Origin of the sequence: Kitasatospora sp. NPDC093679 (assembly GCF_040683455.1) — a bacterium.
In the GTDB taxonomy this organism is placed as follows: Bacteria; Actinomycetota; Actinomycetes; order Streptomycetales; family Streptomycetaceae; genus Kitasatospora; species Kitasatospora arboriphila.
The window spans coordinates 1-24,364 of the sequence record NZ_JBFBDW010000074.1; the positions used below are offsets into that span (position 1 = coordinate 1).

Here is a 24,364-nt window from a genome sequence, read left to right on the forward strand (position 1 = left end):
TCGAACCACACGGCCCCATCGAGACCGAAGCAGCCCGCCGCCTCGCCGACGACCTCAAGAACCAGTAACCACTCGATTACCCAACACTTTCTGAGGCGGTGGCGCCTTCTACAGGTCGACCTCGACGACGAGGGGGCGGTGGTCGGAGACGGCGGTGCGGGGGGCCGCGGCGGGGCCGACGGCGGTGCGGGGGACGCCGACGCCGAGGACGTGGTCGAACTGCACGGCCGGCTTGTGGGACGGGTAGGTGGGGGTGCGCGCCAGGTCGTACCAGCCCTGCGGGCGGGGTCGCGGCTCGCGGACCCGGCGCCGCCGACCGCCGTCCTGTTCGAGCCGGGTGCGGCGGGCGGCCCGGGCCTCGCGGACCCGTTCCCGGGCGGTGGTGCGGTCCAGTGCGGCGGCCCCGCCGAGCACCGTCCGCGGGACGGCCCCGATCAGGTTGAAGTCGCCGAGCACCAGGTAGGGCCGGGGCAGGTCGGCGATCCAGCGGCGGATCGCGGCCAGCTGCGAGACGTTCCAGCCGGGCACGAAGGACAGGTGCGCGGCGACCACGGTGAACGGCCCGTGCCGGCCCTCGAGCACGGCGGCCAGCGCGGCCCGCGGCTCGTCCGGGACGGGGGTCAGCCCGCGGCGTCCGGCGACCCGGAGCGGCAGGCCGAACGGTGCCGGGGCGAACCGGCGGGCCCGCCAGTGCCGGACCGGAAGGCGGGTCAGCAGGGCGGTGCCGTAGGAGGGCAGGCCGGTGGCTGTGTCCACCTCGGCGGGGCCGTAGACCTGCAGCGAGGTCATCGCCGGGTCGGTCAGCCAGCCGGCCAGCGGTGCGGGTCTGCCGTGCAGGGCGGCGGCGAAGCGCCAGTCGGCGGCGCCCATCGCCTTGGCCGCGACGGCGGCCTGGTCGACCAGGCCGGAGCGCTCCTGGTGGCGGTCGACCTCCTGCAGGGCGAGGACGTCCGCGTCGAGCTCGGCGATCGCGTCGCCGAGCGGGGCGCCGGGCTCGGCCGGGTAGGGCAGCGGCGCCCCGTCGGCGGCGAGCGGCTGACCGTGGAGCAGGTTGAAGGTGGCGATGCGCAGCTGGCTCACATCCCCGACCGTACCCGCTGTCCGGCCCCGGACCGCCCGGTCGGGGACGGCGGGGCTTGAGGCTCCGGGGCATACCGGGTATACATACTCGGTATGTCGATCCGTCATGGTCTCCTCGCCCTCCTCGACCAGGGCCCCCGGTACGGCTACCAGCTGCGCTCCGAGTTCGAGGCCCGCACCGGTGCGACCTGGCCGCTGAACGTCGGCCAGGTGTACACCACGCTGGGGCGCCTGGAGCGCGACGGGCTCGTGGAGCCCGCCGGCGAGGACGACGAGGGCCACCTCTTCTACGCCGTCACCGAGGCAGGACGCACGGAACTGCGCCAGTGGTTCGACTCCCCGGTGCCCCGGACCAATCCGCCCCGCGACGAACTCGCGATCAAGCTGGCGATGGCCGTCGGCGTCCCCGGCGTCGACGTCCAGGCCGTGGTGCAGTCCCAGCGCCGGCACAGCATGAAGGCGCTGCAGGACTACACCCGGCTCAAGGCCCAGGCGCTCACCGCGGGCGAGCAGCAGAACGACCTCGCCTGGCTGCTCGTCCTGGAGCAGCTGATCTTCCAGACCGAGGCGGAGATCCGCTGGCTGGACCACTGCGAGAGCCGTCTCGCCCAGCACGCCTCCCGATCCGTCCCGGCGCCCGCACCCGCGCCGCCCGCCACCACCACGGGCCGGTCGCGCCGGTCCCGCATCTGACCCACCACAGCAGGGGGAAGCATGAGCACCACCCACACCGAACCGCGGCCGCCCGTGCTGCACCTCGACCAGGTCAGCCGCGTGCACGGCCACGGCGCCGCCGAGGTGCACGCCCTGCGCGGCGTCGAACTGGTCGTCCACCCCGGCGAGCTGGTCGCCGTGATGGGCCCCTCCGGCTCCGGCAAGTCCACCCTGCTGACCCTGGCCGGCGGACTGGACAGCCCCACCTCCGGCCGCGTGCTGGTCGAGGGCGCCGTGCTCGGCGAGCTCTCCCGCAAGCAGCAGGCCCAGGTCCGGCGCCGTTCGGTCGGGTACGTCTTCCAGGACTACAACCTGATCCCGGCGCTCACCGCCGCCGAGAACATCTCCCTCCCGCGCGAGCTCGACGGCGTCTCCGGCCGGACGGCCCGCCGCGAGGCGCTCGCCGCACTGGAGGAGCTCGGCATCCCCGAGCTCGCCGACCGCTTCCCCGACGACATGTCCGGCGGCCAGCAGCAGCGCGTCGCCATCGCCCGCGCCCTGATCGGCGACCGCCGCCTCGTCCTCGCCGACGAGCCCACCGGCGCCCTCGACTCCACCACCGGCGAGGCCGTCCTCGCCGTGCTGCGCGCCCGCTGCGACGCCGGCGCCGCCGCCATGATGGTCACCCACGAGGCCCGGCACGCGGCCTGGGCGGACCGCGTGGTCTTCCTGCGCGACGGCCGGCTGGTCGACCAGAGCGTCAGCCGCGACGCGGCGAGCCTGCTGGTCACCGCCGCCACCAACAGCGTGAAGGGGCCGGGCGAGTGAGCCTCCGTTCCTGGCGGGCCGCGATGCGGATAGCCCGCCGCGACGCCATGCGGGCCAAGGGCCGCAGCGCCCTCGTCCTCGCCATGATCGCCCTGCCGGTGCTCGGCGTGGCCGGCGCCGACGTGATGTACCGCAGCGGCGAGCTGGAGCCCGCCGAGCAGGCCGTCCGCGTGATGGGCGGCGCCGACGGACTGCTGCACTCCTTCGGCCGCGGCACGATCGTGCTCCAGCCGCCGAACGCCGAGGAGGGCGGCTGGGGCGCTCCGGTGGAGGAGGGCAAGAAGCCCACCGCCGAGCAGGTCCGCAGCGCGAAGACCGATCCCGCGGTCCTCGCCGGGGAACTGCTGCCGCCGGGCACCGTGCTCGTCCCCTTCCCGATGGGCGAGAACGCCTCCGCCACCAGCAAGGAGGGCCGCCTCGGCGTCGACACCACCGAGGCCGACCTGACCGACCCGATCTGGCGCGGCCGGCTGAACGTCGTCGAGGGCCGGGCCCCGAGCGGCGCGCACGAGATCGCCGCCACCCGTGCCTTCCTCGACAAGTCCGGGCTGCACGTCGGCGACCGCACCGTGCTGCACGGCCTGGACGGCACGCCCTTCCACATCACCGCCGTCGCCGAGTTCCCCGGCGAGCTCGGGGCCGTCACCCTGATCGGCCGCCCGGGCGAGCTCGTCGCCCCGCTGCACGCCGCCAACCGCGGTGCCGACCGGAGCGACCGCTTCGGCGGCGACCGCTGGCTCGTCAAGCTGCCGCACGGCGCCGTCCTCGACTGGCCGAAGGTCCTGGAGCTCAACAAGTACGGCCTCGGGCTGACGTCGCGCACCGTGCTCACGGACCCGCCGCCGCGCGCCCAGGTGCCCTACTACGTCGACATGGACCAGCGCGGCTTCGGGGGCGCCGACGCGGTCGGCCTGGTCGTCGTCGGCACCGTGGTCGGCATGGCGCTGCTGGAGATCGTGCTGCTCGCCGGCCCCGCCTTCGCGGTCGGCGCCCGCCGCTCGCGCCGCCAGCTCGGCCTGCTCGCCGCCGGCGGCGGAGACCGTTCGCACGTCCGGGCCGTGGTGCTCGGCGGCGGCCTGGTGCTCGGCCTGGCCGGCGCCGTGGTCGGCGTCGTCCTCGCCGTCGCCACCGTCGCGGTGCTCCGCCCGTGGGCGGAGGAGGCCGCCGGACAGCGCTTCGGCCACCTCGACCTGCAGCCGCTGGACCTGCTCTGCATCGCCCTGATCGGCCTGGTCACCGGCCTGCTCGCGGCGGTCGTCCCGGCCTTCCAGGCCGCCCGGACGGACGTCGTCGAGGCGCTCACCGGGCGCGGCTCCGTCCGGCCCCCGAGCCGCAGGCTCGCCGTCGTCGGCCTGGTGGTGGTCGGCATCGGTGCCGCGCTCGCCCTGCTCGGCACCTTCACCGGCGCCGCCGGCCGCACCCTCGGCACCCTCGGCGGATCGGCGCTCGCCGAACTCGGCATGATCGCCTGCACCCCGATGCTGGTCGGCCTGTTCGGCCGGCTCGGCCGCCACCTGCCGCTCAGCCCCCGCCTCGCGCTGCGCGACGCCGTCCGCCACCGCGGCCGCACCGCCCCCGCCGTCGCCGCCGTGATGGCCGCGGTCGCCGGCTCCGTCGCGGTCGGCATCTACACCGCCAGCTCCGACCTGGAGCAGCGTCAGCAGTACCGGGCCGAACTGCCCGCCGGGTCCGTCCGGCTGATGGCGGACCAGGGGCCGGGCACCGCCACGGCGGACCTGACCGCCCTGCGCTCCGCCGTCGAACGGTCCATCCCCGACATCGGCCCGCGCGCCGATCCGTTGGCCACTCAGTACGGCAGCAACTGCCAGCAGCGGTCCTGCGGCTGGGTCGAGGTGTCCGTCCCCAAGGAACTGCGCTGCCCCGTCCGGGACCCGGACGTCGAAAGCGCGAGCATGTCGACCGACGAGGTCCAGCGGATCCTCCGCGAGGACCGGCGCTGCGCCGACGAGCCGACCTACGGCAGCATGGCCGGCTACGTCCCGGCCGGCGACGCGACCGTGCTGCACAACATGTTCGGCGTGCGGGACGCGGCCGCCGAGCAGGCCCTCGCCGAGGGCAGGGCGGTGGTCTTCGACCGGAAGCTGATCAAGGACGGGAAGATCACCCTCGACCTGACCGTGGAGCAGACGGAGACCAAGGAGGACGTCCTCAGCCCCGAGCCGAGCGGCAAGCCCACCGTGCACCACGTCACCGTCGACGCCGTCTACACCGCGCCGGAGACGCCGGCCGCCCAGGCGCTGGTCAGCCCGGAGACCGCCAAGCGGCTCGGCCTGAGCACCCGTCCGGCCGGCAGCGTCTGGCGGCCGGCCGCGGCGCCCTCCGACGGCGCGGAGCAGAAGGCGTCCGCCGCGGTGGCCAAGCTGGACGACGGCGTCGCCGTCACGGTCGAGCGCGGCTACCGCTCGCAGCAGACCCTCACCGGGCTCGCCCTGACCGGCTTCGCCGGCGTGGTCGCCCTCGGCGCCGCCGGCATCGCGACCGGCCTCGCCGCCGCCGACTCGCAGCGCGACCTGGCCACCCTGGCCGCGGTCGGTGCCACCGGCGGCATCCGGCGCCGGCTGTCCGGCTTCCAGTGCGGGGTGATCGCCGCGATGGGCACCGTGCTCGGCACGGTCTGCGGCGTGATCCCGGCGGTCGCCCTGCGCAAGATGGAGGCGTCCGCGGTCTACAACTCGCAGTACGGCATGATCAAGCCCGCCCAGGCCGTGATCGCCTTCCCGTGGACGGACCTCGCGGTCACCCTGGTCGGCCTGCCGCTGCTGGCCGTGGGGCTGGCGATGCTGTTCACCCGCTCCCGGCTGGTGCTCGGCCGCCGCACCGCCTGACCCGCCCCCACCCCGGTCACCTCCCGCCCCGTCCGGTGCGGGAGGTGACCGAGGTTACGGGCGGCTGCTGCACCGGGGCGGGGCGCGCACCCGTCCGGGCGAACTAAAGTCGTCCGTATGACGAAAACCCCGGACAGCGTCGTCCGCTCCTACATCGACGAGCACGAGCCCGCATTCCTGCGGGAACTCTCCGACTGGCTGAGCATCCCCTCCGTCTCCGCCGACCCGGACCGGGCCGGCGACGTCCGCCGCTCGGCCGAGTGGCTGGCCGGGGCGCTGCGCAGCACCGGCTTCCCGGTGGCCGAGGTGTGGGAGACCGACGGGCTGCCCGCGGTGTTCGCCGAGTGGCCCTCCGGGGACGCGTCCGCGCCGACCGTGCTGGTCTACGGGCACCACGACGTGCAGCCGGCCGCGAAGGAGGACGGCTGGGAGACCGAGCCGTTCACCCCGACCGTGGTCGGCCGGCGACTGTTCGCCCGCGGCGCGGCCGACGACAAGGGCCAGGTCTTCTTCCACACCCTCGGGGTGCGCGCCCACCTCGCGGCCACCGGCCGCACCGCCCCCGCGGTCAACCTCAAGCTGCTGATCGAGGGCGAGGAGGAGTCCGGCTCGCCGAACTTCGCCGCCCTGGTGCGCCGCGAGGCCGAGCGGCTCGCCGCCGACGTGGTGGTCATCTCGGACACCGGCATGTGGTCCGAGACCCAGCCGACCGTCTGCACCGGCATGCGCGGCCTGGCCGACTGTCAGATCGACTTCTTCGGCCCGGACACCGACATCCACTCCGGCTCGTTCGGCGGCGCCGTGCCCAACCCGGCCGAGGTGGCCGCCTCGCTGGCCGCCGCCCTGCACGACGCGGACCGCAGGGTCGCCGTTCCCGGCTTCTACGACGGCGTGGTCGAGCTGACCGACCGCGAGCGCGAGCTCTTCGCCGAACTGCCCTTCGACGAGGCGCAGTGGCTGCGGGTCGCCAAGTCGTACGGCACCCAGGGCGAGGCCGGCTACTCCACCCTGGAGCGGATCTGGGCCCGCCCGACGGCCGAGGTCAACGGCGTCTGGGGCGGCTACACCGGGCCCGGCGGCAAGACGATCGTGCCGTCCGAGGCCCACCTCAAGCTCTCCTTCCGGCTGGTCGCCGGCCAGGAGGTGGAGAAGGTCCGGGAGGCCGTGCGCGCCTGGGTGGCCGAGCAGGTGCCGGAGGGCATCCGCTACGAGATCGCCTTCCCCGGCGCGACCCGGCCCTGCCTGACGCCGCTGGACCACCCGGCGCTGCAGGCGGTCGTCCGGGCCATGGGCCGGGCCTTCGAGCAGAAGGTCCTGTTCACCCGGGAGGGCGGCTCCGGCCCCGCCGCGGACCTGCAGGACGTGCTCGGGGCGCCGGTGCTGTTCCTGGGCATCTCGGTGCCCTCGGACGGCTGGCACTCCGTCAACGAGAAGGTGGAGCTGGACCTGCTGCGCAAGGGCGTCGAGACCTCGGCGTACCTGTGGGGCGAGCTGGCCGGGACCCGGCCGTGAGCCGGGTGACGACGATCCGGAAGATGCGACTTCGAACGGGGATGGACCGAGTTGAGCAGCGCGTCTGACACCAGGCACCTCGCCCTGGCCCGCGCCGGGGTGGACCGTGCCGCGCACCACCGGTTCGACGAGCCGTGGCTGGCCGCGGCCTGGAGCCACCCGACCACCAAGGTGCTGCCGATCGCCGGCGGCGAGGCCTTCGTGGTCGACACCGAGCTCGGCAGCGAGCTCGTCCTGCTGCCCTCGTTCGAGGCGCCGGACACCGGGGACCGCTTCTACCTCGGCACCGACGAGGACGGCGTCTCCTACTTCGCGCTGGCCGGCGAGAGCCTGCCGGGCCGGCTGGACGGCGACGCCCGCCCGGCCGGGCTGCGCGAGGTCGGCGCCTCGCTCTCGGACCGGGACGCCGGGCTGCTGGTGCACGCCGTCGCCCTGGAGCACTGGCACCGGCTGCACAGCTTCTGCTCGCGCTGCGGCCACCGCACCGAGAAGGCCGGCGCCGGGCACGTCCGCCGGTGCACCTCCTGCGCGGCCGAGCACTACCCGCGCACCGACCCGGCGGTGATCATGCTGATCACCGACGAGCAGGACCGCTGCCTGCTGGGGCGTCAGGCGATCTGGCCGGAAGGCCGCTGGTCCACGCTGGCCGGCTTCGTCGAGCCGGGCGAGTCGATCGAGCAGGCGGTCGCCCGCGAGGTCTTCGAGGAGGCCGGCGTGCGGGTGTCCGACGTCGAGTACGTGGCGAGCCAGCCCTGGCCGTTCCCGTCCAGCCTGATGCTGGGCTTCGTCGGCCGGGCCGACCCGGCCGGCACCGCGATCACCGTGGACGGCGAGGAACTCGCCGAGGCCCGCTGGTTCTCCCGCGAGGAGCTGGCGGCGGGTATGGCGGCCGGCGAGATCCTGCCGCCGTCCGGGATCTCGATCGCCCGGCACCTGGTCGAGCTCTGGTACGGCGAGCCGCTGCCGGCGGCGGCCCGCTGGTAGGCCGACGACCCCGAGTGACGGCCCCGGGTGACGTGCCCCGGCAGCGTCCCCGGTGATGCGCCGGGGTCACTGCCCGGAAAGGGGCGTGCGGACATTGTTCGCGCGCCCCTTTCTGCTTCGGAATCCATTTTCTTTCATCCGGCTTCCGTTCCGGCGGCAATATTCGTGCGGAGTCCGACCGAAGCCGTTCGGACCAGCGCCCACCTGCGGCGGAGTGCGCCCGTGTGCGCGGTTCGCGCCCGGTCGAAACCTCCGGGCAACGTTCTTGGCCCGTTTCCCTGAAATGCAGGAACCCGGCTGACTACATTCACCGGTGTGACGATCCCCCGAGCCGGAGTGCCCGCCCCCAAGTACCAGCGCCTCGCCGCCGACCTGCGCCGCCGGATCGAGGCCGGCGAATGGCAGGGCGGGGCGCAGCTGCCCGTCGAGACCGAGTTGGAGCACCACTACGGCGTCGCCCGCAACACCGTGCGCCTCGCGGTCGACGTCCTGGTCAACGAGGGGCGGCTGGTCCGTCTCCAGGGCAAGGGCACCTACCTGAAGCAGCAGCCGATGCTGGACCACCGGGCCTTCGGGCCACCGCGGCAGGCCGCCGGCCCCCAGGACTGCCTGGCCGCCCCCTCCGAGGTCTACGCCGAGGAGGCCCTGGCCGCCGGCCGCCGGCTCACCTGCGACTTCGAGATGCTCGTGGTGCGCGCCCGCGCCGACATCGCCGAACTGCTCGGCATGCTGCCCGGGGAGGCCGTGGTCGTCCGCCGGCAGCTGCGGCTCACCGACCGCGAGCCGTACTCGATCGAGGAGAGCCACTACCGGGCGGGCCTCGCCGCGGGGACGCCGCTGATGGAGCCGGAGCCGGTGCCCGGCGGCGACGAGACGGTGCTCACCGCGATCGGGCGCTGCGAGTCCGCCGCCGCCGACCGGCTGGTGGCCCGGATGCCGGGGCCGGAGGAGGCCGCCTGGTTCGAGGTCGGCCCCGGGGTGCCGCTGCTGGTGCAGACCCGCGTCACCAGCGACACCCGCGGGCCCGTCCGGGTGGTCGAGACCCGCTACGCGGCCGACCGCTGCCGGCTGCTCTACGGACTCGGCACGGCGCAGGCCGGCTCGACGGCGCCCGCCCGTACGACGGCCGGCGTCTCCTGACCGGCCCGGACGTCCGGACGGAACACGGCCCGACCGGCCCGGAACGCGGCCCGGCCCCGGCGGAGGGCCTCCGCCGGGGCCGGGCCGGGACGCGTGCGGTGCGCCCGTGCGTTCCGGTGCGCCGTCAGCCGGCCAGCGCCGCCTGGACCTGGCGCAGGCTCGGGTTGGTCATCACGACCTGCTCGCCGCCGCTCTTCGGCTCGACCAGCACGGTCGGCACGGTCTGGTTGCCGTTGTTCACCGACTCCACGAAGCTCGCCGAGGCCGGGTCCAGCTCGATGTTGATCTCGGTGTAGGAAATGCCCTCGCGCTCAAGCTGGCTCTTGAGGCGGTTGCAGTACCCGCACCAGGTCGTGCTGTACATCGTGACGGTGCCGGACATGGCGGCGTGCTCCTTCGGAGAGGGGGCGGACGGTCAGGGATCCCAACGCCCGACGTGCATCCGGCATTCCGCACGCGCCCGGCGCGTGCGGAAGGCCACACGCCGGGTGGCGGACCGATCGTCGCACCGCGGCGGCCGGCCGCGGCGCCGCGCCTGTGGAGAACCCGGCCGCTGTCACCGCCGGCTGCCAGGATGTGCGGTCCGGTCCGCACCGCCCGCCGGGCTGAGAGGATGGTAGCCATGCAGGAAGAGCTCTCGGGCATGTCCGGCCCGTGCGACCCGTACGACCCGTACGACTCCTACGGCGCCGCCCCCGCCGGCGCCGACGCGGTGCTCGCCGGACTCGACCCCGAGCAGCGCGCCGTCGCCACCGCCCTCACCGGGCCCGTCTGCGTGCTCGCGGGCGCCGGCACCGGCAAGACCCGGGCGATCACCCACCGGATCGCCTACGGCGTGCGCAGCGGCGTCTACCAGCCCCAGCAGGTCCTCGCCGTCACCTTCACCGCCCGCGCCGCGGGCGAGATGCGCGGGCGGCTGCGCCAGCTCGGCGCGGACGGCGTGCAGGCCCGCACCTTCCACTCGGCGGCGCTGCGCCAGCTCCAGTACTTCTGGCCGCGGGCGGTCGGCGGCGAGGTGCCGCGGCTGCTGGAGCGCAAGGTCCAGCTGGTCGCCGAGGCCGCCGCCCGCACCGGCCTGCGGGTGCAGCGCACCGAGCTGCGCGACCTCACCGGCGAGATCGAGTGGTGCAAGGTCACCCAGATCGTGCCGGACGACTACCCGGCCGCCGTCGCCAAGACCGGCCGCGAGGCCCCGCGCGACCCGGCCGAGATCGCCCGGGTCTACGCGACGTACGAGCAGACCAAGCGCGACCGCGGGGTGATCGACTTCGAGGACGTGCTGCTGCTGACCGCCGCGATCCTGGAGGACCGGCCGGAGATCGCCGAGCGGGTCCGCGCCCAGTACCGGCACTTCACCGTGGACGAGTACCAGGACGTCTCCCCGCTCCAGCAGCGCCTGCTGGACCAGTGGACGGCCGGCGGCGCCAGCCTCTGCGTGGTCGGCGACGCCAGCCAGACCATCTACTCCTTCACCGGCGCGACCCCCGAGTACCTGCTGCACTTCCGCACCCGGCACCCGGACGCCACCGTGGTGAAGCTGGTGCGCGACTACCGCTCCAGCCCGCAGGTGGTGCACCTCGCCAACGGGCTGCTCGCCCAGGCCCGCGGACAGGCCGCCCAGCACCGGCTGGAGCTGGTCTCGCAGCGCGAGGCCGGGCCCGAGCCGGAGTACACGGAGTACCCGGACGAGCCGACCGAGGCGGAGTCGACCGCGCACCGCATCCGCAAGCTGCTGGACGGCGGCGTGCGGGCCAGCGAGATCGCCGTGCTGTTCCGCACCAACGGCCAGTCCGAGGTCTACGAGCAGGCCCTCTCCGACCTCGGCCTGCCCTACCAGCTGAAGGGCGCCGAGCGGTTCTTCGAGCGGCCCGAGGTCCGCGAGGCCGGCGTGCTGCTCAAGGGCGCGGCCCGGGCCGCCTCCGACCCGCTGACCGCCGACGAGCCCGACCTGGCCGGCCAGGTCCGCGCGGTGCTCGCGACCCGCGGCTTCACCGCCACCCCGCCGGCCGGCTCCGGCGCCGTCCGCGAGCGCTGGGAGTCGCTGGCCGCGCTCGTCCGGCTCGCCGAGGAGTTCGAGGCCGGCCGCCGCCGGGCGGGCGAGAGCACCGACCTCGCCGCCTACGTCGCCGAGCTCGACGCCCGGGCCGCGGCCCAGCACGCCCCCGCCGTCGAGGGCGTCACGCTGGCCTCGCTGCACGCCGCGAAGGGCCTGGAGTGGGACGCCGTCTTCCTCGTCGGCCTCAGCGAGGGCACCCTGCCGATCATCTACGCCAAGACCGACGAGCAGATCGAGGAGGAGCGCCGGCTGCTCTACGTGGGCGTGACCCGCGCACGGCAGCACCTGTCGCTCTCCTGGGCGCTCTCGCGCTCCCCGGGCGGCCGGGCGAGCCGCCGCCCCACCCGCTTCCTGGACGGCCTGCGGCCCGGCTCCGGCACCGCCCGGGCCGGCTCCCGCGGCGGGCGGGGCGGCGTCGAGCACGGCGAGTCCCGGGCCTCCCGCCGCGCCCCGCGCGGGCCGGTCACCTGCCGGGTCTGCGGCCGCACCCTCACCGAGGCGGTCGAGCGCAAGCTGCGCCGCTGCGAGGGCTGTCCCTCCTCGATGGACGAGGCCCTGTACGAGCGGCTGCGTGCCTGGCGGGCCGCCCAGGCGAAGAAGCAGGGCGCGCCGGCGTACGTGGTGTTCACCGACGCGACCCTGATGGCGATCGCCGAGGACGTCCCGGCGGACGAGCGCGAACTGTCCCGGATCTCCGGGGTGGGCGCCATGAAACTGGACAAGTACGGCGCAGCTGTGCTGTCGTTGTGCGCGGGGGAAGAGCTCGTGGACGTGGTCGCCGATGAGGCCGCGGACGGGCTCGTGGGGGAGCCGACCGAGCCGGCCTGAGCCGCTCGCGGAGATCACTCCGGAACTCGCCGGAAAAATAGTTTGCGCCCCGTACGCCGCGCGCAATAGCCTGCCGGAGCGGTCAAGGGGACGAGATCGCAAGGCCGTGGAAGGTCACCTTCCGCGTGCCGTTCGAGCATGGCCGGGGTCCGCAAGGATCCGCCGGCCGCCACAGCTCCATACAGCTCCACACAGCAGCACCACGCATCACCGAGCACCACAGAGCTTCACCAGCAGGACCGACCAACATCCGAACACCGGGGCCCGGGGGACTGGGCACCGCGAGACGCCGAGAGGAGGCGAAGACAGTGGGAACCACGAAGATGATCACCAAACTGACTGGCCAGACCGTTTTCGCCATGCCCGCGTGCGCTCCCTCGATGTTCGGCACCCGTGGCACCTCGACCGCCGCCTCGCGTCTGCGCGGCGTGGTCGTTCTGGCCGAAAACGGGCTGGGTCTCCAGGGCACCGATGTCTCCGTTGTCAGTGGCTCCGGCTTCACTGGCCTCGGCGGCGCCGATTCCTTCGAGACGGGTCTGTCCCGTGACTGGGCGATCTTCGGCGGCGGCCTCGAGCTGCGCGACGAGCGACCGACCCAGGCACCGAAGGCAGTGGCAGTGGCAGCCATGCATGGCGGCTATGTGCGCGTCTCCGGTGCCGGAGCAGCCAAGCAGGACGAGCAGCTGATCAACCAGGCCCAGGCCGCCCACACGGGCGCCCAGGCCATCCGGATGAGGGCCTTCCGCGGCCCAGCACCCTGGAGTGAACGAACCTGAGTCAGCCTCAGGTCGGTCTCCAGGGCCGCGGAACCCGTCACCACCGGGATCCGCGGCCCTTCTGTTTTGTCCGGTACGTCAAGACGAACCCAGGTCCTCCGGGACCTCCGGTCCGGCCCACCAGCCGCCAGGACCGGAACCACTGAGAAAAGACGAGGAAGAAGTGTCCACGGTCATCACACCGCCCCTCCCGTCCGTACCGACAGACAAGTTCACCAAGGCCGACCAGGCCGACCCCCCGGAGGTTTCCCTGATGCAGCAGCTCAACTCGCTCGACGAGGCCGACGCCCTCGGCCGCACCATCCCGTGCCGCGCCTTCGACCCGGAGGTGTTCTTCGCCGAGACGCCGGCGGACGTCGAGTACGCCAAGTCCCTCTGCGGCACCTGCCCGGTGAAGGAGGCCTGCCTGGCCGGTGCGCTGGAGCGGCGCGAGCCGTGGGGCGTCTGGGGCGGCGAGCTCTTCGTGCAGGGCGTGGTCGTGGCCCGCAAGCGTCCGCGGGGCCGTCCGCGCAAGACCGAGGTCATGGCGTGATCACCGCCGACATGTCCTCCGGTCACGGAACCGCAGGAGTCCGACGGGGAGAGCAGCCCCCGCAGGACAACTCCCTGCGCCGCTCCGTACGCATCGCCGCCGCCAAGGCCGATGCCCGAGCCCAGCGCCCCTTCCCGAGCACGCACCACGAGCAGGACCACCACATGACCCCCGTCGCCGATCACACCGTCAGCTTCGAGCAGAACGCCGAACTCCAGATCCGGAACAGGAACTTCGACATGCATCTCCTCCAGGAATCCCTGGCCCGCGCCCATATGCACGAACGCATCCGCGAGGCCGAGCGCCAACGCCTCGGCGCGCGCGTCGCACGGGCCGTCCGCCTCCGGCGGAAGGCCGAGATCGCCTCGCTGCGCGCCCGCAGGGCGCTTGCCGCCGCCCTGATGTGACGGACCGCCGCCCCACCCCCGGGACCCCCGATCCCGGGAACGGCGCGGCCCGTCCATGGACCAGGCAGAACACGACGAACGACGGCCGCCCCCCTGCGGAAGGGGGCGGCCGTCGCCGTTCGCGGGTGCGGACGCGGCGCGCGGGCGCGTCCTGCGGTGCGTCAGTCGGTGAAGCCCGGCAGCCAGGCGGTCAGTTCCTCGTGCATCCGCACGGTCGCGCCCAGCTGGCAGAGCACGCCGATCGTGCTCAGCGTCACCCGGTGGATCAGCAGGTACGACGGCGGCAGGTTGAGCTGCTTGCCGAGGTTGTAGGCGGGCGAGCGGGGATCGGCGATCCGGGCCGCCTGCGCGCGCATCCAGTCCCGGGTGAAGGTGAACTCCTCGACCCGGGTCGGCTCGATGATCGGCAGCAGGTAGTCCAGCACCGCGTCCGGGTCCAGCGTGATGGTGGGCCGGACGAAGCCCTCCTGGCGGAGCAGGTCGTAGACGGCGCCGGCCTCCCCGGCCAGGGCGAGCCGCAGCGAGGTGCCGATCGGCTCCGGCAGCCCGCCCGGCAGCCGGTCCACCGTGCCGAAGTCGAGGACGCCGAGCCGCCGCTCCTCCACCGGGCCGCCGTCGCCCAGCAGCCGGAAGTTGCCCGGGTGCGGGTCGGCGTGCAGCAGGCCGGTGCGGCTCGGCCCGGCGAACAGGAAACGGGCCAGCAGCTGACCGGCCCGGTCCCGCTCCTCCGGCGAGCCCGAGGCGATCACCCGGGCCAGCGGCGTGCCGTCCATCCACTCGGTGACCAGCACCTGCCCGGACCGGTCGACCACCTGCGGCACGGCGATGTCCGGGTCGTCGGCGAACTCGACCGCGTGGGCCCGCTGGGCCTCGGCCTCCAGGCCGTAGTCCAGCTCCTCCGCGACCCGCGCCCGCATCTCGGCGATCAGCGGCTTCATGTCCATCCCGGGGATCAGCGGGCCCAGCACCCGGGCGAGCCGGGCCAGCTGGCCGAGGTCGCTGAGCAGGGCGTCCCCGGCGCCCGGGTACTGCACCTTGACGGCGACCGACCGGCCGTCGTGCCAGACCGCACGGTGCACCTGGCCGATGGACGCCGCGGCGGCCGGCCGGTCGTCGAAGCTGCGGAACCTGTCCCGCCAGTCCGCGCCGATCTGCTCCGCCATCACCCGGTGCACGGTGGCCGCCGGCATCGCCGGGGCCGAGTCCTGGAGCTTCGTCAGCGCGGCCCGGTAGGGGCCCGCCACGTCCTCCGGCAGCGCCGACTCGAAGACGGACAGTGCCTGGCCGAACTTCATGGCACCGCCCTTGAGCTGACCGAGCGTCGAGAACAGCTGCTCGGCGGTGCGCTGCTGGAGTTCGGCGGTGACCTCCTCGGCCGGTCGGCCGCCCAGCCGCTTGCCCAGCCCGAGCGTGGCACGGGTGGCGAAGCCGAGCGGCAGCGCCGCCAGCCGCGCCGTCCGCGTCACGGCCTTGCGCGGAAGATCGCTCACCCCGGGGCCTCCCAGTCGGATCGCGCCCGCCGGGGCGGCCCGGTGCGGAGCACCGGACACGGCCTGCCGCCGGGCAGTGGTCACCACGCCATTGTGCCCGCTCGGCACCCCGGATCCGGCGAATCATCCGGACTGGCATTCGGGCGCGCAACCGGAAGGGGAGGCGCGCCCGGCACGATTCACCCCCGCGGCCCACCGGAGGGCCGTCGCGGGCGGGCCGGCCGCACGGGTTCACCCGCCCGGGGGAGGCCCCGGCGGACGGCCCGGACGGCCGGCCGCCCGAACGAGGGACCGGCCCGCCGGGCGAGTCGTCCGGACGGGGAGCCTGCCGATCGGGGAGCCGCCCGAGGTGTGCGTGGGATCCGGTCGCGGGTGCAGGCCCGGACGAATGACGCCCCCGGGCGGTGCCGGTCGCGGTCGGAGCCGTCCGGACGGCCGCGGGAGCGGTCATGTCCCGCCCCGGCCCGCGCCCGAGCACGCGCCCGCACCCGGGACGGCCAGCGGTGGCCGTCCGCCCGGCCACTGGCACCCGCAGGAGGGATGGGCGGGCAGCCTCAGCCGCCGCACCATGCCGTCCGCCGCGGAGAGCTCGCACCAGCCGTCCACGCTCGGCGGCAGCACCCCGTCCAGGAAGAGCTGCGCCTGCAGCGCGGCCAGCCCGGCGACCGCGGTGGCCAGCGCGCTGTCGCAGGCGGGGCGGCGGCCCGGGCCCGTGCCGGTGCCCTCCAGCTGGGCCAGCAGCCCGGGCCAGCCCTCGTCCTCGTCGGCCCGGGTGAGCGCGGCGCAGCCGCCGCACGCGGACGACCCGGGCACCACCAGCGGCCCGACCACGCCCAGGTGCTCCAGCACGCCCACGTAGAGGTGCGGCACGCCCGCCCGGGCCAGCTCGTGCGCCTCCACGGCGCGGCCCGTCCAGGCACCGGCGCCGTCGCGGGGCGCCAGGACGACCAGGGCGGGCGGCCCGGCCGCGACCGGGGCGGGGCGGTGCCGCTCGGCCGGGGCCGCCGCGGCGGCCCGCAGCACGGCCTCCCGGGCCGCGGTGCTGCGCAGCCGTCCGACGTCGGTGGGCGGGATCCCGGCGGGGGAGCAGTCCCCCGGTTCGACCCGGCCGCCGTCGGCCACCGTCACGGCGCCGATGCCGCCCGCCGACAGGACGGCGGCCAGCGCCGCCCCGACCCGTCCGGCACCGCGGACCTCCACCCGGGCCCGCCGGCGGGCGGCGAGCACCTCGGCGGCCTCGCCCGGCTCGGGGTGGACGAGGGAGAGGCCCGCCGCATCCGGCCCCAGGACCTCCCGCTGCGGCTGCGGGAAGCCCTCCAGCGCCCGCGCGACGGCCTCGGCGTCGTCCAGCAGCTCGCCGTCGGCCAGCGAGTCGAGCAGGGCCCGCGCCAGGCCGGGGTCGAGGCCGAGCCGCTCGCCGGCCGCGAGCAGCTCCGGGGTGTCGCGGGTGCCGTCCACGAGGTCGAGGAAGGCCGCGACGGCGGCGTCGGCCTGCTCGACCAGCCGGGCGTACCGGCGGACGGTGCCGAACTGGAGGGTCAGCTCGTCCCGCCTGAGGCGGGCGAGTCCGGGTTTGAGCATCGGGCGCATGGGCGTCACTCCGGTGCGGGCGTGCGGGCGGACGGTGGAGGCGAACGGGTGCGGCGGGGTGCGGGCGCGGGAGGGGCGCCGGGGCCAGGTGGGTGACCCCGCCGACGGCAGGATGCCCGAGGCGGCGCAGGCCCGTGAAACGCGTTGTCCACAGGCCCGGTCGGCTTGTACGACCATCTGTGCGTACACCCTGTGGACAACTTCCGTTCGCCCGGTGTGCGCCGACCCTGCACCCGGCCGGCGGCCCCGACGGCACCGATCTGTCCGACCCTGCGGGTAACGTCGGGTGTCATGGCGGCCGAACCGGACACCCGATCCCCCTCGCCGCGCCGGCGTACCCGGGCCGCCTCCGGGTCCGGCGCCGCGGCCGCGGGTGCGCACGGGCGCACCCGGCAGGCGGAGCCCCCCGAGCAGCAGGGGACGGCCCCCGGACCGTCCGCCGAGCCGGCCGCCGAGCCGTCCACGGCGCTCTCCGGTGCCCTGCCGGCGGTCGACCGGTCGACGATCGAGGTCCGCCGCAGCACCCGCCGCAGCCGCACCGTCTCCGCGTACCGCGAGGGCGACCGCACGGTCGTGCTGATCCCGGCCCGGATGTCCAAGGCCGAGGAGCAGCGCTGGGTCTCGCAGATGGTCGAGCGGCTCGCCCGCCAGGAGAGCCGCCGCACCCTCGGCGACGACGCGCTGGAGGCCCGCGCCCGGGACCTCTCGGCGGAGTACCTGGGCGGCCGGGCGGTGCCGCGCCGGGTCCGCTGGGTCACCAACCAGAACTCCCGCTGGGGCTCCTGCACCCCGGCCGAGGGCTCGATCCGGCTCTCCCACCGGCTGCAGGGCATGCCCGGCTACGTGGTCGACTACGTGCTGCTGCACGAGCTGGCGCACCTGCTGGTGGCGGACCACGGCCCGCGCTTCTGGGCGCTGCTGGAGGCCTACCCGCGCACCGAGCGGGCCCGCGGCTACCTGGAGGGGGTGGCCGCCGCCGGCCGGCTGCCGCACCTGCCGGGCGCCCGCGGGGGCACCGCCGGGGACGCCGCCGCCGGAGGGCCGACGGCGGCGGAGCGGACCGCGGACGGAACCGCGGACCCCGAGGGCTGCGACTGACAACGAGAAACCGCTGTGGTCGGGGCTGCTGCCGGGGCGGGCCGCTGGGATAGGGTCTCCGGGATCAGCAGCCGTACGGGAGGGGGCCGGTCCGCGCCATGTCCAGGGAACTCGTCAAGGCGTCCCGTGTCCGGATCAGCGAGCTGACCGCGAGCACCGAGCTCTACCTCGGGGTGCACATCGCGGCGCCGGGGCTGACCTTCGACATCAGCTGCTTCGGCCTGGACGCCGAGGAACGGCTCAGCGACGACCGCTACTTCGTCTTCTTCAACCAGCCGGCCAGCCCCGAGCAGTCGATCCGGCTGCTGGGCGCGCAGGGCGGCGACTCGGAGTCCTTCGCGGTGGCGCTGCCCGCCGTGCCGGAGGCCGTCCACAAGCTGGCGCTCACCGCCACCATCGACGGCGACGGGCAGATGTCGCAGGTGGCCTCCGGCTACGTGCGGATCGTGGCCGGCGGCACCGAGGTCGGCCGGTACAGCTTCACCGGCGCCGAGTTCTCCACCGAGCGGGCCGTGATGCTGGCCGACGTCTACCGCCGGGGCGGCGAGTGGCGGTTCGCCGCGGTCGGGCAGGGCTTCGACGGCGGGCTGCGCGCCCTGCTGGAGAACTTCGGCGGCGAGGCCCTGGAGGACGAACCGGCCGGGGCCGCCCCCGCGAGCACGGCGGCCCCGGCAGCCCCGGCAGCCCCGGCCGCCTCGGTGCCGCAGCAGGCCCCGCCCCCGCCGGCCGCCGTCCCCGCGCCGCAGTCCCCCGACGCGACGCTGCTCGCCGTGCCCGTCCCCGTTCCCGCGGCGCCCGCCGCCCCGCCGGCGGCGTACCCGGACGCGACCCTGCTCGCCGTGCCCGTGCCGCCCGCGGCGGTGCCGCCGGCAGCGCCGCAGCCCGCCGGGCTGCGGATCTCGCTGACCAAGTACGCGGAGCTGACCAAGTACAGCGACGCCGCGGCCGGCCAGGACTGGGTGAAGCAGAACGACAAGCTCGTCCGGGTCAGCCTGACCAAGGGCAGGGACGTGCTGGCCCTGCAGGGCAGCATGGTCGCCTACCAGGGCAAGGCCGACTTCGCGCACGAGGGCTCCGGCATGCTGCGCACCCTGGTCGGCAACCTGACGGGCCAGCAGCTGAAGCTGATGCGGATCACCGGCGAGGGGCAGGTCTTCCTCGCCGACGAGGCCTGCGACCTGCACGTGGTGCGCCTGGAGGGCGACTCCTTCTGCGTCGGCTCGGACCGGGTGCTGGCCTTCGAGGCCGGCCTGGAGCACGAGGTGCGCCGGATCGAGGGCGAGGGCCTGCCGAACGGCGGCTTCTTCACCCTGCAGTTCAGCGGCCACGGGACGGTGGTGGTGAAGACCAACGGCACCCCGGTGGTGCTGCCGGTCACCCCGACCCCGGAGACGTACGTCGACGTGCAGGCGCTGGTCGCCTGGTCCCGCGGTTCGCAGGTGATCACCACCGCGCCGGTGCGGATCCGCCGCTCCGCCTACGCCGGGCACGCGGCGGAGTCGTACAGCCTGCAGTTCCGCGGCGCCCCGGGGAACTTCGTCGTCGTCCAGCCGTTCGAGGTCTGAGGTCCAGGAGGAGTCATGCAGGCACAGTTCCTCTCCGGGGGCGGGCTCGACGCGTACCGGGCCGCCGACACCGGGGCGCGGATGAGCAACCACGGCACCGCGATGTGCCGGGTGGCGCTGACGTCCGCCGCCGACGTCTACGCCAAGGCCGGAGCGATGGTGGCCTACGACGGCTTCCTGCAGTACGAGCCGGTGCCGCAGTCGCTGCGCCGGGCGCTCGGCGAGTGGGCGTCCGGCGAGCGCAGCCCGCTGCTGCGCTGGACGGGGGACGGCACGCTCTACCTCGCCGACCTCGGCGCCGACGTGCTCAACGTGCAGCTCGCCGAGGAGTCCCTGTCGGTGAACGGCGCGCACCTGCTCGCCATGGACGCCACCCTGGGCTGCGCCGTGGAGAAGGTCCGCGGCCCGGCCCTGCTGGCCGGCACCGGCCTCTACAACGTCACCGTGACGGGCAGCGGCTGGGTCTCCGTCACCTCCCGAGGGGTGCCCGTGGTGCTGGACTGCTCGGAGACCGAGACCTTCGTCGACCCGGACGCGCTGGTCGCCTGGACGACCGGCCTGGAGGTGCGCACCCGCCGGACGGTCAAGGTCGGATCGCTGATCGGCCGCGGCAGCGGCGAGGCGATGCAGCTCGGCTTCCGGGGCCACGGCTTCGTCGTGGTGCAGCCCAGCGAGGACACCGGCGACCGTCTCAAGATCCGCGGCTGAGAACCGAGTTCGAGGAGCCCTTCGTGCAGAGCCCCCTCCTGGCGCACACCGCAGGCACCGGCACCGACCGCTTCGCGCTGCAGAACCCGCAGTTGCTGCGGGTCACCCTGGACGGCCGGTCCGAGGTGCTCGCCCGCACCGGCGCGATGGTCGCCCACGTCGGCAAGGTGGATTTCACCGGCTGGACGCCGCCGTCCGGCAACCGCCGCGGCAACCGCAGCGGCGGCGGCAACGCGGGCAACCGGCAGCGCGACGCCGGCGCGCTCGACCTGATGCGCTGCACCGGCACCGGCACCGTCTACCTCGCCAACCTGGCCCAGCACCTGCACGTCCTGCAGCTGAGCCAGGAGCGCCTGGTCGTCACCAACAGCTACGTGCTGGCGCTCGACACCACGCTGGACTGGCACACCGTCGCGATCGAGAACGGCGACCGGATCGCCGGCGTCGGCAGCCGGTGCCTGGAGGTCTCGGGCACCGGCGGCCTGGTGCTGATGACCTCCGGCCGACCGCTGGTGATGCCGGTCGAGCCCGGCCGCTACGTCTACGGCGACGCCGACGCGGTGGTCGGCTGGTCCTCCGGCCTGGAGGTGCAGCTGCAGGCGCAGAGCACCAACACCGAGGCCTGGCGCCGGCGCGGCACCGCGACGGAGGGCTGGGAGCTGGCCTTCACCGGCAGCGGCTTCGTGATCGTGCAGCCCAGCGAGCTGCTGCCGCCGCAGCGGGTGCCGCGCGGCTGACGTCGCGGCGGCAGGGACGAAGGCACGCCCCCGGTGCGCCGTCGGGCGCGGGGGCGGGCCTTCGTGTGCGGAGCGGGTCAGACCAGGGCGCGGGCGATCCCGACCAGGGTGCGCACCGAGCCGTCGGTGAGCTCGGGCAGCCCGTCGAAGCCGAACCAGCGCAGGTCCAGCGACTCCTCGCTGATCAGCTCCTGCGCCCCGGGCGGGGCGACGGCCACGTACTGCACGTCGAGGTGGGTGTTCTCCGGGCGGTCCTTGCCGGCGCAGCGCACCTGGTGGCGGTCGAGCTTCACCGGCACCGGCCGGCCGTCGACGCCGGTGAGCAGGGACAGGCCGGCGATGCCGGACTCCTCGGTGGCCTCGCGCAACGCGGCGCCAGCGAGCGTGTCGTCCCCGGGCTCGCAGTGGCCGCCCATCTGCAGCCAGCGGCCGACCTTCGGGTGGAGCGTCAGCAGCACCCGGCCGGCGGCCGGGTCCACCACCACCGCGCTGGCGGTGATGTGGGCGGGCAGGCAGGCCCGCATCAGCCCGTCGGGGTGGCCGGCCAGGTGGTCGAGGTAGTCGAGCCGCAGCTGGTCCTGGCCGGGGTCGGCGGACTTCCAGTCCTGGAGGGTGCGGACGGCGTCCTGGTGCAGGGCGTCGCTCACTTGCCGTTGTCCTTCTCCTCGTCGGTGCCCTCGGTGCCCTCGGCGCGCTCGGTGTCACCGGTGCCGGGCTTGTCCTCGCCGCGGGCGGCGTCGCCGAGCAGTTTGTCGAGGGCGTCGAAGTCGATGCCGCCCTCCTCGGCGCGGTGCACGAAGCCGTCCGGATCGTCCAGGTCTGCGGCGGTCGGCAGCATGTCCGGGTGCTCCCAGAGGGCGTCGCGGCCCTCGATGCCGCGGGCGTCGGCGAGCGAGGCCCACAGCCGGGAAGCGTCCCGCAGCCGGCGCGGGCGCAGCTCCAGCCCGACCAGGGTGGCGAAGGTCTGCTCGGCCGGGCCGCCGGTGGCGCGGCGCCGGCGCAGCGTCTCGCGGAGCGCCGCGGCCTGCGGCAGGTGCGGCTGGGCCGCGGCGTGCACGACCGCGTCCACCCAGCCCTCGACCAGCGCGAGCGCCGTCTCCAGCCGGGCCAGGGCGGCCTTCTGCTCGGGGGTGTCCTCGGGCTGCAGCAGACCGCCGGCCAGCGCCTCCTGGAGGGCCTCCGGGTTGGTCGGGTCGAGCTGGCCGACCAGCTCCTCCATCCGCGAGGTGTCGACCTTGATGCCGCGCGCGTACGCCTCGACCGCGCCGAACAGGTGCGCCCGCAGCCACGGCACGTGGGCGAAGAGGCGCTGGTGGGCGGCCTCGCGCAGGGCGAGGTAGAGCCGCACCTCGTCGGCGGGCACGCTCAGGCCCTCGCCGAACTCGGCGATGTTCTGCGGCAGCAGCGCGGCCTTGCCGGACGGGGCGAGCGGCAGGCCGACGTCGGTCGAGCCGACCACCTCGGCGGCGAGCGCGCCGAGCGCCTGCCCGATCTGGGTGCCGAACATGGCGCCGCCCATCGAGCGCATCACGCCCATCAGCGGGCCGGCCATGGCCTGCATCTCCGGCGGCAGCACGCCGCCCATGGCGTTGCCGACCCGCTCGGCGACCGGGTCGACCAGGTCCTTCCAGACCGGCAGGGTCGCCTCGATCCACTCGGCGCGGCTCCACGCCACGGCGGTGGTCGAGCCGGACGGGAACTCGGTGGCCGCGTCCAGCCACAGCTCGGCGAGGCGGACGGCCTCGACGACCGCGGTGCGCTCGGCCGCACCGACCGAGCGGTCCTTGCTGCGGCCCTCGGCGGGCTCGGCGACGACCGTCTGCCGGGCGATGTTCTGCGCCAGCTCCCAGTTCACCGGGCCGCCGTCGAAGGACAGCATCTGGCCGAGCTGCTGGAACGCCGCGCCGAGGTCGTTGGGGTTGAGGTTGCCCATCATCGCGCCGAAGGGGTTGTCGCCGCCGGCGCCGCCCATGCCGAACAGCGCGCCGAGCGGGTTGCCCGCGCCGAAGCCGAAGGGCTGCTGCGGGGTCTCGTCCTGGCCGCCCCCGCCCTCGGCGGCGGCGTCGCCCTGGTCGTCCTGCTTGCCCTTGCCGTCCTCGGGCTCCTCGGGCGGGACGGAGAATCCGAAGGGGAGGTCGCTCACGGGGTCCTCAGATCTGCTCGGCCGTCACGCGGGTTGTGGCGGGGAATTCGTGTGCCCGCGGAGGCGGGACGTGTCCATGGTCTCGCGGCCCGATGGCGCCGGGTGCGCCCGCCGGGCCCTTGCCTCGGGCAGGATGGACGGTACGTGACACTCGTACGTACGCACATAAGCTAACCGTGGAGGATGGCCGGTGAGTTCCCCGCCTTCGGACGTTCGCTCTGGGCTGACCGGAGGTGAGGACGACAGCGCGGCCACCGCGGCTTCGCCGTCTCCAGCCTACGGCGGCAGGCCGCTGACCGTGGCCGTCACCGGGGCGGCCGGCGTGCTCGGCGAGCGGGTCGCGGCCCGGCTGGTCGACTCCCCGGGGGTCCGCCGGGTGCTCGCGATCGACGACCGCCGCGGCGAGGTGCCCGGTGTGCAGTGGCGGATCCTGGACGTCCGCGACCCGGCGGTGGCGGAGCGGCTGGCCGGCGTCGACGTGGTCGTCCACCTGGCCATGGACCTCGGCATGGAGACCGACCCGCGGGCCCGGAGCGCGTACAACGTGCGGGGCGCGCAGACCGTGGTGACCGCCGCCGCGGCGGCCGGCGTCTCCCGGGTGGTGCTCTGCACCTCGGCGATGGTCTACGGCGCGCTGCCGGACAACGAGGTGCCGCTCGCCGAGGACTCCGAGCTGCGGGCCACCGAGGAGGCCACGCTGGTCGGCGACCTGCTGGAGATCGAACGGCTCGCCCGGCGCGCCCCGCGCGCCCACCCGGGCCTGCAGATCACCGTGCTCCGCCCGGCGGTGGTGGTCGGCCCGGGCATCGACACCGTGCTGACCCGGCACTTCGAGGCGCCGCGGCTGCTGGTGGTGGCCGGCTCGCGGCCGTGCTGGCAGTTCTGCCACGTCGACGACCTCGCCTCGGCGCTGGAGTACGCGGCGCTCGGCCTGGTCGAGGGCGAGGTCACCGTCGGCTCCGACGGCTGGCTGGAGCAGGAGGACGTCGAGGAGCTCTCCGGCATCCGTCGCATGGAGCTGCCGGCCTCGCTCGCCCTCGGCACCGCGGCCCGGCTGCACCGGCTCGGCCTGACCCCGGCCCCGGCCGGCGACCTCGCCTACACCATGTACCCGTGGGTGGTCTCCGGCAGCCGGCTGCACGAGGCGGGCTGGCGCCCCGAGCACAGCAACGAGGAGGTGCTCGCCGAGCTGCTCGCCCAGGTCTCCGGCAAGCACGCGGTGGCCGGCCGCCGGCTCGGCGGCAAGGAGGCGGCGACCAGCCTGGGCGCGGCCGGCGCCACCGTCGCGCTGGTCGGCACCGCCGCCCTGGTCCGCCGGGCCCGCAAGCGGCGGCGGTTCTGAGCCGTCGCCGCCCTGCCCGACCCTGCTCCGGCGTTCCGCTCTGCGGAA

General features: G+C 75.0%; 21 protein-coding genes. 15 read left to right on the plus strand and 6 right to left on the minus strand.

The features are described from left to right. Positions 1-108 precede the first annotated feature (108 nt). A complete protein-coding gene (locus AB0O09_RS35655) occupies positions 109-1,080 on the minus strand; it encodes an endonuclease/exonuclease/phosphatase family protein (RefSeq protein ID WP_363549221.1) in 972 nt (323 codons plus the stop codon). Between the two features lie 93 nt (positions 1,081-1,173). On the opposite strand from AB0O09_RS35655, the gene AB0O09_RS35660 reads away from it, so the two are divergent. The 6 genes from AB0O09_RS35660 (at position 1,174) to AB0O09_RS35685 (ending at position 9,044) form a co-directional block, all read left to right on the plus strand. Further along, complete coding sequence (locus AB0O09_RS35660) at positions 1,174-1,773, plus strand: PadR family transcriptional regulator (protein ID WP_344625581.1); 600 nt, start codon at positions 1,174-1,176, stop codon at positions 1,771-1,773. 21 nt (positions 1,774-1,794) lie between these two features. Further along, a complete protein-coding gene (locus AB0O09_RS35665; protein ID WP_363549224.1) occupies positions 1,795-2,562 on the plus strand; it encodes an ABC transporter ATP-binding protein in 768 nt (255 codons plus the stop codon). Then, positions 2,559-5,408 (plus strand): FtsX-like permease family protein, encoded by a 2,850-nt coding sequence (locus AB0O09_RS35670; RefSeq protein WP_363549227.1) that lies wholly within the window; start codon positions 2,559-2,561, stop codon positions 5,406-5,408. The genes AB0O09_RS35665 and AB0O09_RS35670 overlap by 4 nt, the downstream gene beginning before the upstream one ends. Positions 5,409-5,525: 117 nt before the next feature. Then, a complete protein-coding gene (locus tag AB0O09_RS35675; protein WP_363549230.1) occupies positions 5,526-6,920 on the plus strand; it encodes a dipeptidase in 1,395 nt (464 codons plus the stop codon). Between the two features lie 51 nt (positions 6,921-6,971). Next, positions 6,972-7,904 carry an NAD(+) diphosphatase gene (gene nudC / locus AB0O09_RS35680; protein WP_363549233.1) on the plus strand — a complete coding sequence of 311 codons (933 nt, stop codon included), beginning with the start codon at positions 6,972-6,974 and terminating at the stop codon, positions 7,902-7,904. A 315-nt stretch (positions 7,905-8,219) separates the two neighbouring features. After that, the gene (locus AB0O09_RS35685; protein WP_363549235.1) at positions 8,220-9,044 is read left to right on the plus strand and encodes a GntR family transcriptional regulator; all 825 of its coding nucleotides are present in this window, start codon (positions 8,220-8,222) and stop codon (positions 9,042-9,044) included. 124 nt (positions 9,045-9,168) lie between these two features. On the opposite strand, the gene AB0O09_RS35690 is transcribed toward AB0O09_RS35685, so the two are convergent. Then, complete coding sequence (locus AB0O09_RS35690; RefSeq protein ID WP_030274906.1) at positions 9,169-9,426, minus strand: mycoredoxin; 258 nt, start codon at positions 9,424-9,426, stop codon at positions 9,169-9,171. A 261-nt stretch (positions 9,427-9,687) separates the two neighbouring features. Between AB0O09_RS35690 and AB0O09_RS35695 the strand changes: the two genes are divergently transcribed. The 4 genes from AB0O09_RS35695 (at position 9,688) to AB0O09_RS35710 (ending at position 13,643) form a co-directional block, all read left to right on the plus strand. Then, positions 9,688-11,928 carry an ATP-dependent DNA helicase UvrD2 gene (locus AB0O09_RS35695; protein WP_363549267.1) on the plus strand — a complete coding sequence of 747 codons (2,241 nt, stop codon included), beginning with the start codon at positions 9,688-9,690 and terminating at the stop codon, positions 11,926-11,928. Between the two features lie 323 nt (positions 11,929-12,251). Further along, entirely contained in the window at positions 12,252-12,704 is a 453-nt protein-coding gene (locus tag AB0O09_RS35700) for a hypothetical protein (RefSeq protein ID WP_363549238.1), read from the plus strand. Between the two features lie 175 nt (positions 12,705-12,879). Next, positions 12,880-13,236: a WhiB family transcriptional regulator gene (locus AB0O09_RS35705; RefSeq protein WP_317634108.1), complete on the plus strand. Its 357-nt coding sequence runs from the start codon at positions 12,880-12,882 to the stop codon at positions 13,234-13,236. After that, positions 13,233-13,643 carry a hypothetical protein gene (locus AB0O09_RS35710; protein WP_363549241.1) on the plus strand — a complete coding sequence of 137 codons (411 nt, stop codon included), beginning with the start codon at positions 13,233-13,235 and terminating at the stop codon, positions 13,641-13,643. The genes AB0O09_RS35705 and AB0O09_RS35710 overlap by 4 nt, the downstream gene beginning before the upstream one ends. Before the next feature lie 161 nt (positions 13,644-13,804). Here the strand turns inward: AB0O09_RS35710 and AB0O09_RS35715 are convergent, their stop codons facing one another. Both AB0O09_RS35715 and AB0O09_RS35720 read right to left on the minus strand, forming a co-directional pair. After that, positions 13,805-15,133 (minus strand): AarF/ABC1/UbiB kinase family protein, encoded by a 1,329-nt coding sequence (locus AB0O09_RS35715; protein ID WP_363549243.1) that lies wholly within the window; start codon positions 15,131-15,133, stop codon positions 13,805-13,807. A gap of 447 nt (positions 15,134-15,580) precedes the next feature. Further along, positions 15,581-16,714: a ThiF family adenylyltransferase gene (locus AB0O09_RS35720; protein WP_363549245.1), complete on the minus strand. Its 1,134-nt coding sequence runs from the start codon at positions 16,712-16,714 to the stop codon at positions 15,581-15,583. A 489-nt stretch (positions 16,715-17,203) separates the two neighbouring features. On the opposite strand from AB0O09_RS35720, the gene AB0O09_RS35725 reads away from it, so the two are divergent. The 4 genes from AB0O09_RS35725 to AB0O09_RS35740 all read left to right on the plus strand — a co-directional run bounded on the left by AB0O09_RS35725 (position 17,204) and on the right by AB0O09_RS35740 (position 20,831). Further along, complete coding sequence (locus AB0O09_RS35725; protein ID WP_363549269.1) at positions 17,204-17,821, plus strand: M48 family metallopeptidase; 618 nt, start codon at positions 17,204-17,206, stop codon at positions 17,819-17,821. Between the two features lie 98 nt (positions 17,822-17,919). After that, a complete protein-coding gene (locus AB0O09_RS35730; protein ID WP_363549247.1) occupies positions 17,920-19,386 on the plus strand; it encodes a TerD family protein in 1,467 nt (488 codons plus the stop codon). 15 nt (positions 19,387-19,401) lie between these two features. Further along, the gene (locus AB0O09_RS35735) at positions 19,402-20,094 is read left to right on the plus strand and encodes an AIM24 family protein (protein WP_344625570.1); all 693 of its coding nucleotides are present in this window, start codon (positions 19,402-19,404) and stop codon (positions 20,092-20,094) included. 23 nt (positions 20,095-20,117) lie between these two features. Further along, the gene (locus tag AB0O09_RS35740) at positions 20,118-20,831 is read left to right on the plus strand and encodes an AIM24 family protein (RefSeq protein ID WP_344625569.1); all 714 of its coding nucleotides are present in this window, start codon (positions 20,118-20,120) and stop codon (positions 20,829-20,831) included. A gap of 77 nt (positions 20,832-20,908) precedes the next feature. On the opposite strand, the gene AB0O09_RS35745 is transcribed toward AB0O09_RS35740, so the two are convergent. Then, positions 20,909-21,478 carry an NUDIX hydrolase gene (locus tag AB0O09_RS35745; RefSeq protein ID WP_363549251.1) on the minus strand — a complete coding sequence of 190 codons (570 nt, stop codon included), beginning with the start codon at positions 21,476-21,478 and terminating at the stop codon, positions 20,909-20,911. Next, positions 21,475-22,974 carry a zinc-dependent metalloprotease gene (locus AB0O09_RS35750; RefSeq protein ID WP_363549253.1) on the minus strand — a complete coding sequence of 500 codons (1,500 nt, stop codon included), beginning with the start codon at positions 22,972-22,974 and terminating at the stop codon, positions 21,475-21,477. The genes AB0O09_RS35745 and AB0O09_RS35750 overlap by 4 nt, the downstream gene beginning before the upstream one ends. A 292-nt stretch (positions 22,975-23,266) precedes the next feature. Here AB0O09_RS35750 and AB0O09_RS35755 point away from each other — a divergent pair, with 292 nt between their 5' ends. Continuing rightward, on the plus strand, positions 23,267-24,316 hold the full coding sequence (locus tag AB0O09_RS35755) for an NAD-dependent epimerase/dehydratase family protein (RefSeq protein ID WP_344625592.1): 1,050 nt from the start codon (positions 23,267-23,269) through the stop codon (positions 24,314-24,316). The last annotated feature ends 48 nt before the right edge of the window (positions 24,317-24,364 follow it).

What these genes read in the sequence shown, in the direction of transcription:
- AB0O09_RS35730 (WP_363549247.1), top strand. Translation starts at nt 17,920, where the DNA reads ATGTCCAGGGAACTCGTCAAGGCGTCCCGTGTCCGGATCAGCGAGCTG.
- AB0O09_RS35735 (WP_344625570.1), top strand. Translation starts at nt 19,402, where the DNA reads ATGCAGGCACAGTTCCTCTCCGGGGGCGGGCTCGACGCGTACCGGGCC.
- AB0O09_RS35675 (WP_363549230.1), top strand. Translation starts at nt 5,526, where the DNA reads ATGACGAAAACCCCGGACAGCGTCGTCCGCTCCTACATCGACGAGCAC.
- AB0O09_RS35695 (WP_363549267.1), top strand. Translation starts at nt 9,688, where the DNA reads ATGTCCGGCCCGTGCGACCCGTACGACCCGTACGACTCCTACGGCGCC.
- AB0O09_RS35700 (WP_363549238.1), top strand. Translation starts at nt 12,252, where the DNA reads ATGATCACCAAACTGACTGGCCAGACCGTTTTCGCCATGCCCGCGTGC.
- AB0O09_RS35660 (WP_344625581.1), top strand. Translation starts at nt 1,174, where the DNA reads ATGTCGATCCGTCATGGTCTCCTCGCCCTCCTCGACCAGGGCCCCCGG.
- AB0O09_RS35690 (WP_030274906.1), bottom strand. Translation starts at nt 9,426, where the DNA reads ATGTCCGGCACCGTCACGATGTACAGCACGACCTGGTGCGGGTACTGC.
- AB0O09_RS35720 (WP_363549245.1), bottom strand. Translation starts at nt 16,714, where the DNA reads ATGCTCAAACCCGGACTCGCCCGCCTCAGGCGGGACGAGCTGACCCTC.
- AB0O09_RS35665 (WP_363549224.1), top strand. Translation starts at nt 1,795, where the DNA reads ATGAGCACCACCCACACCGAACCGCGGCCGCCCGTGCTGCACCTCGAC.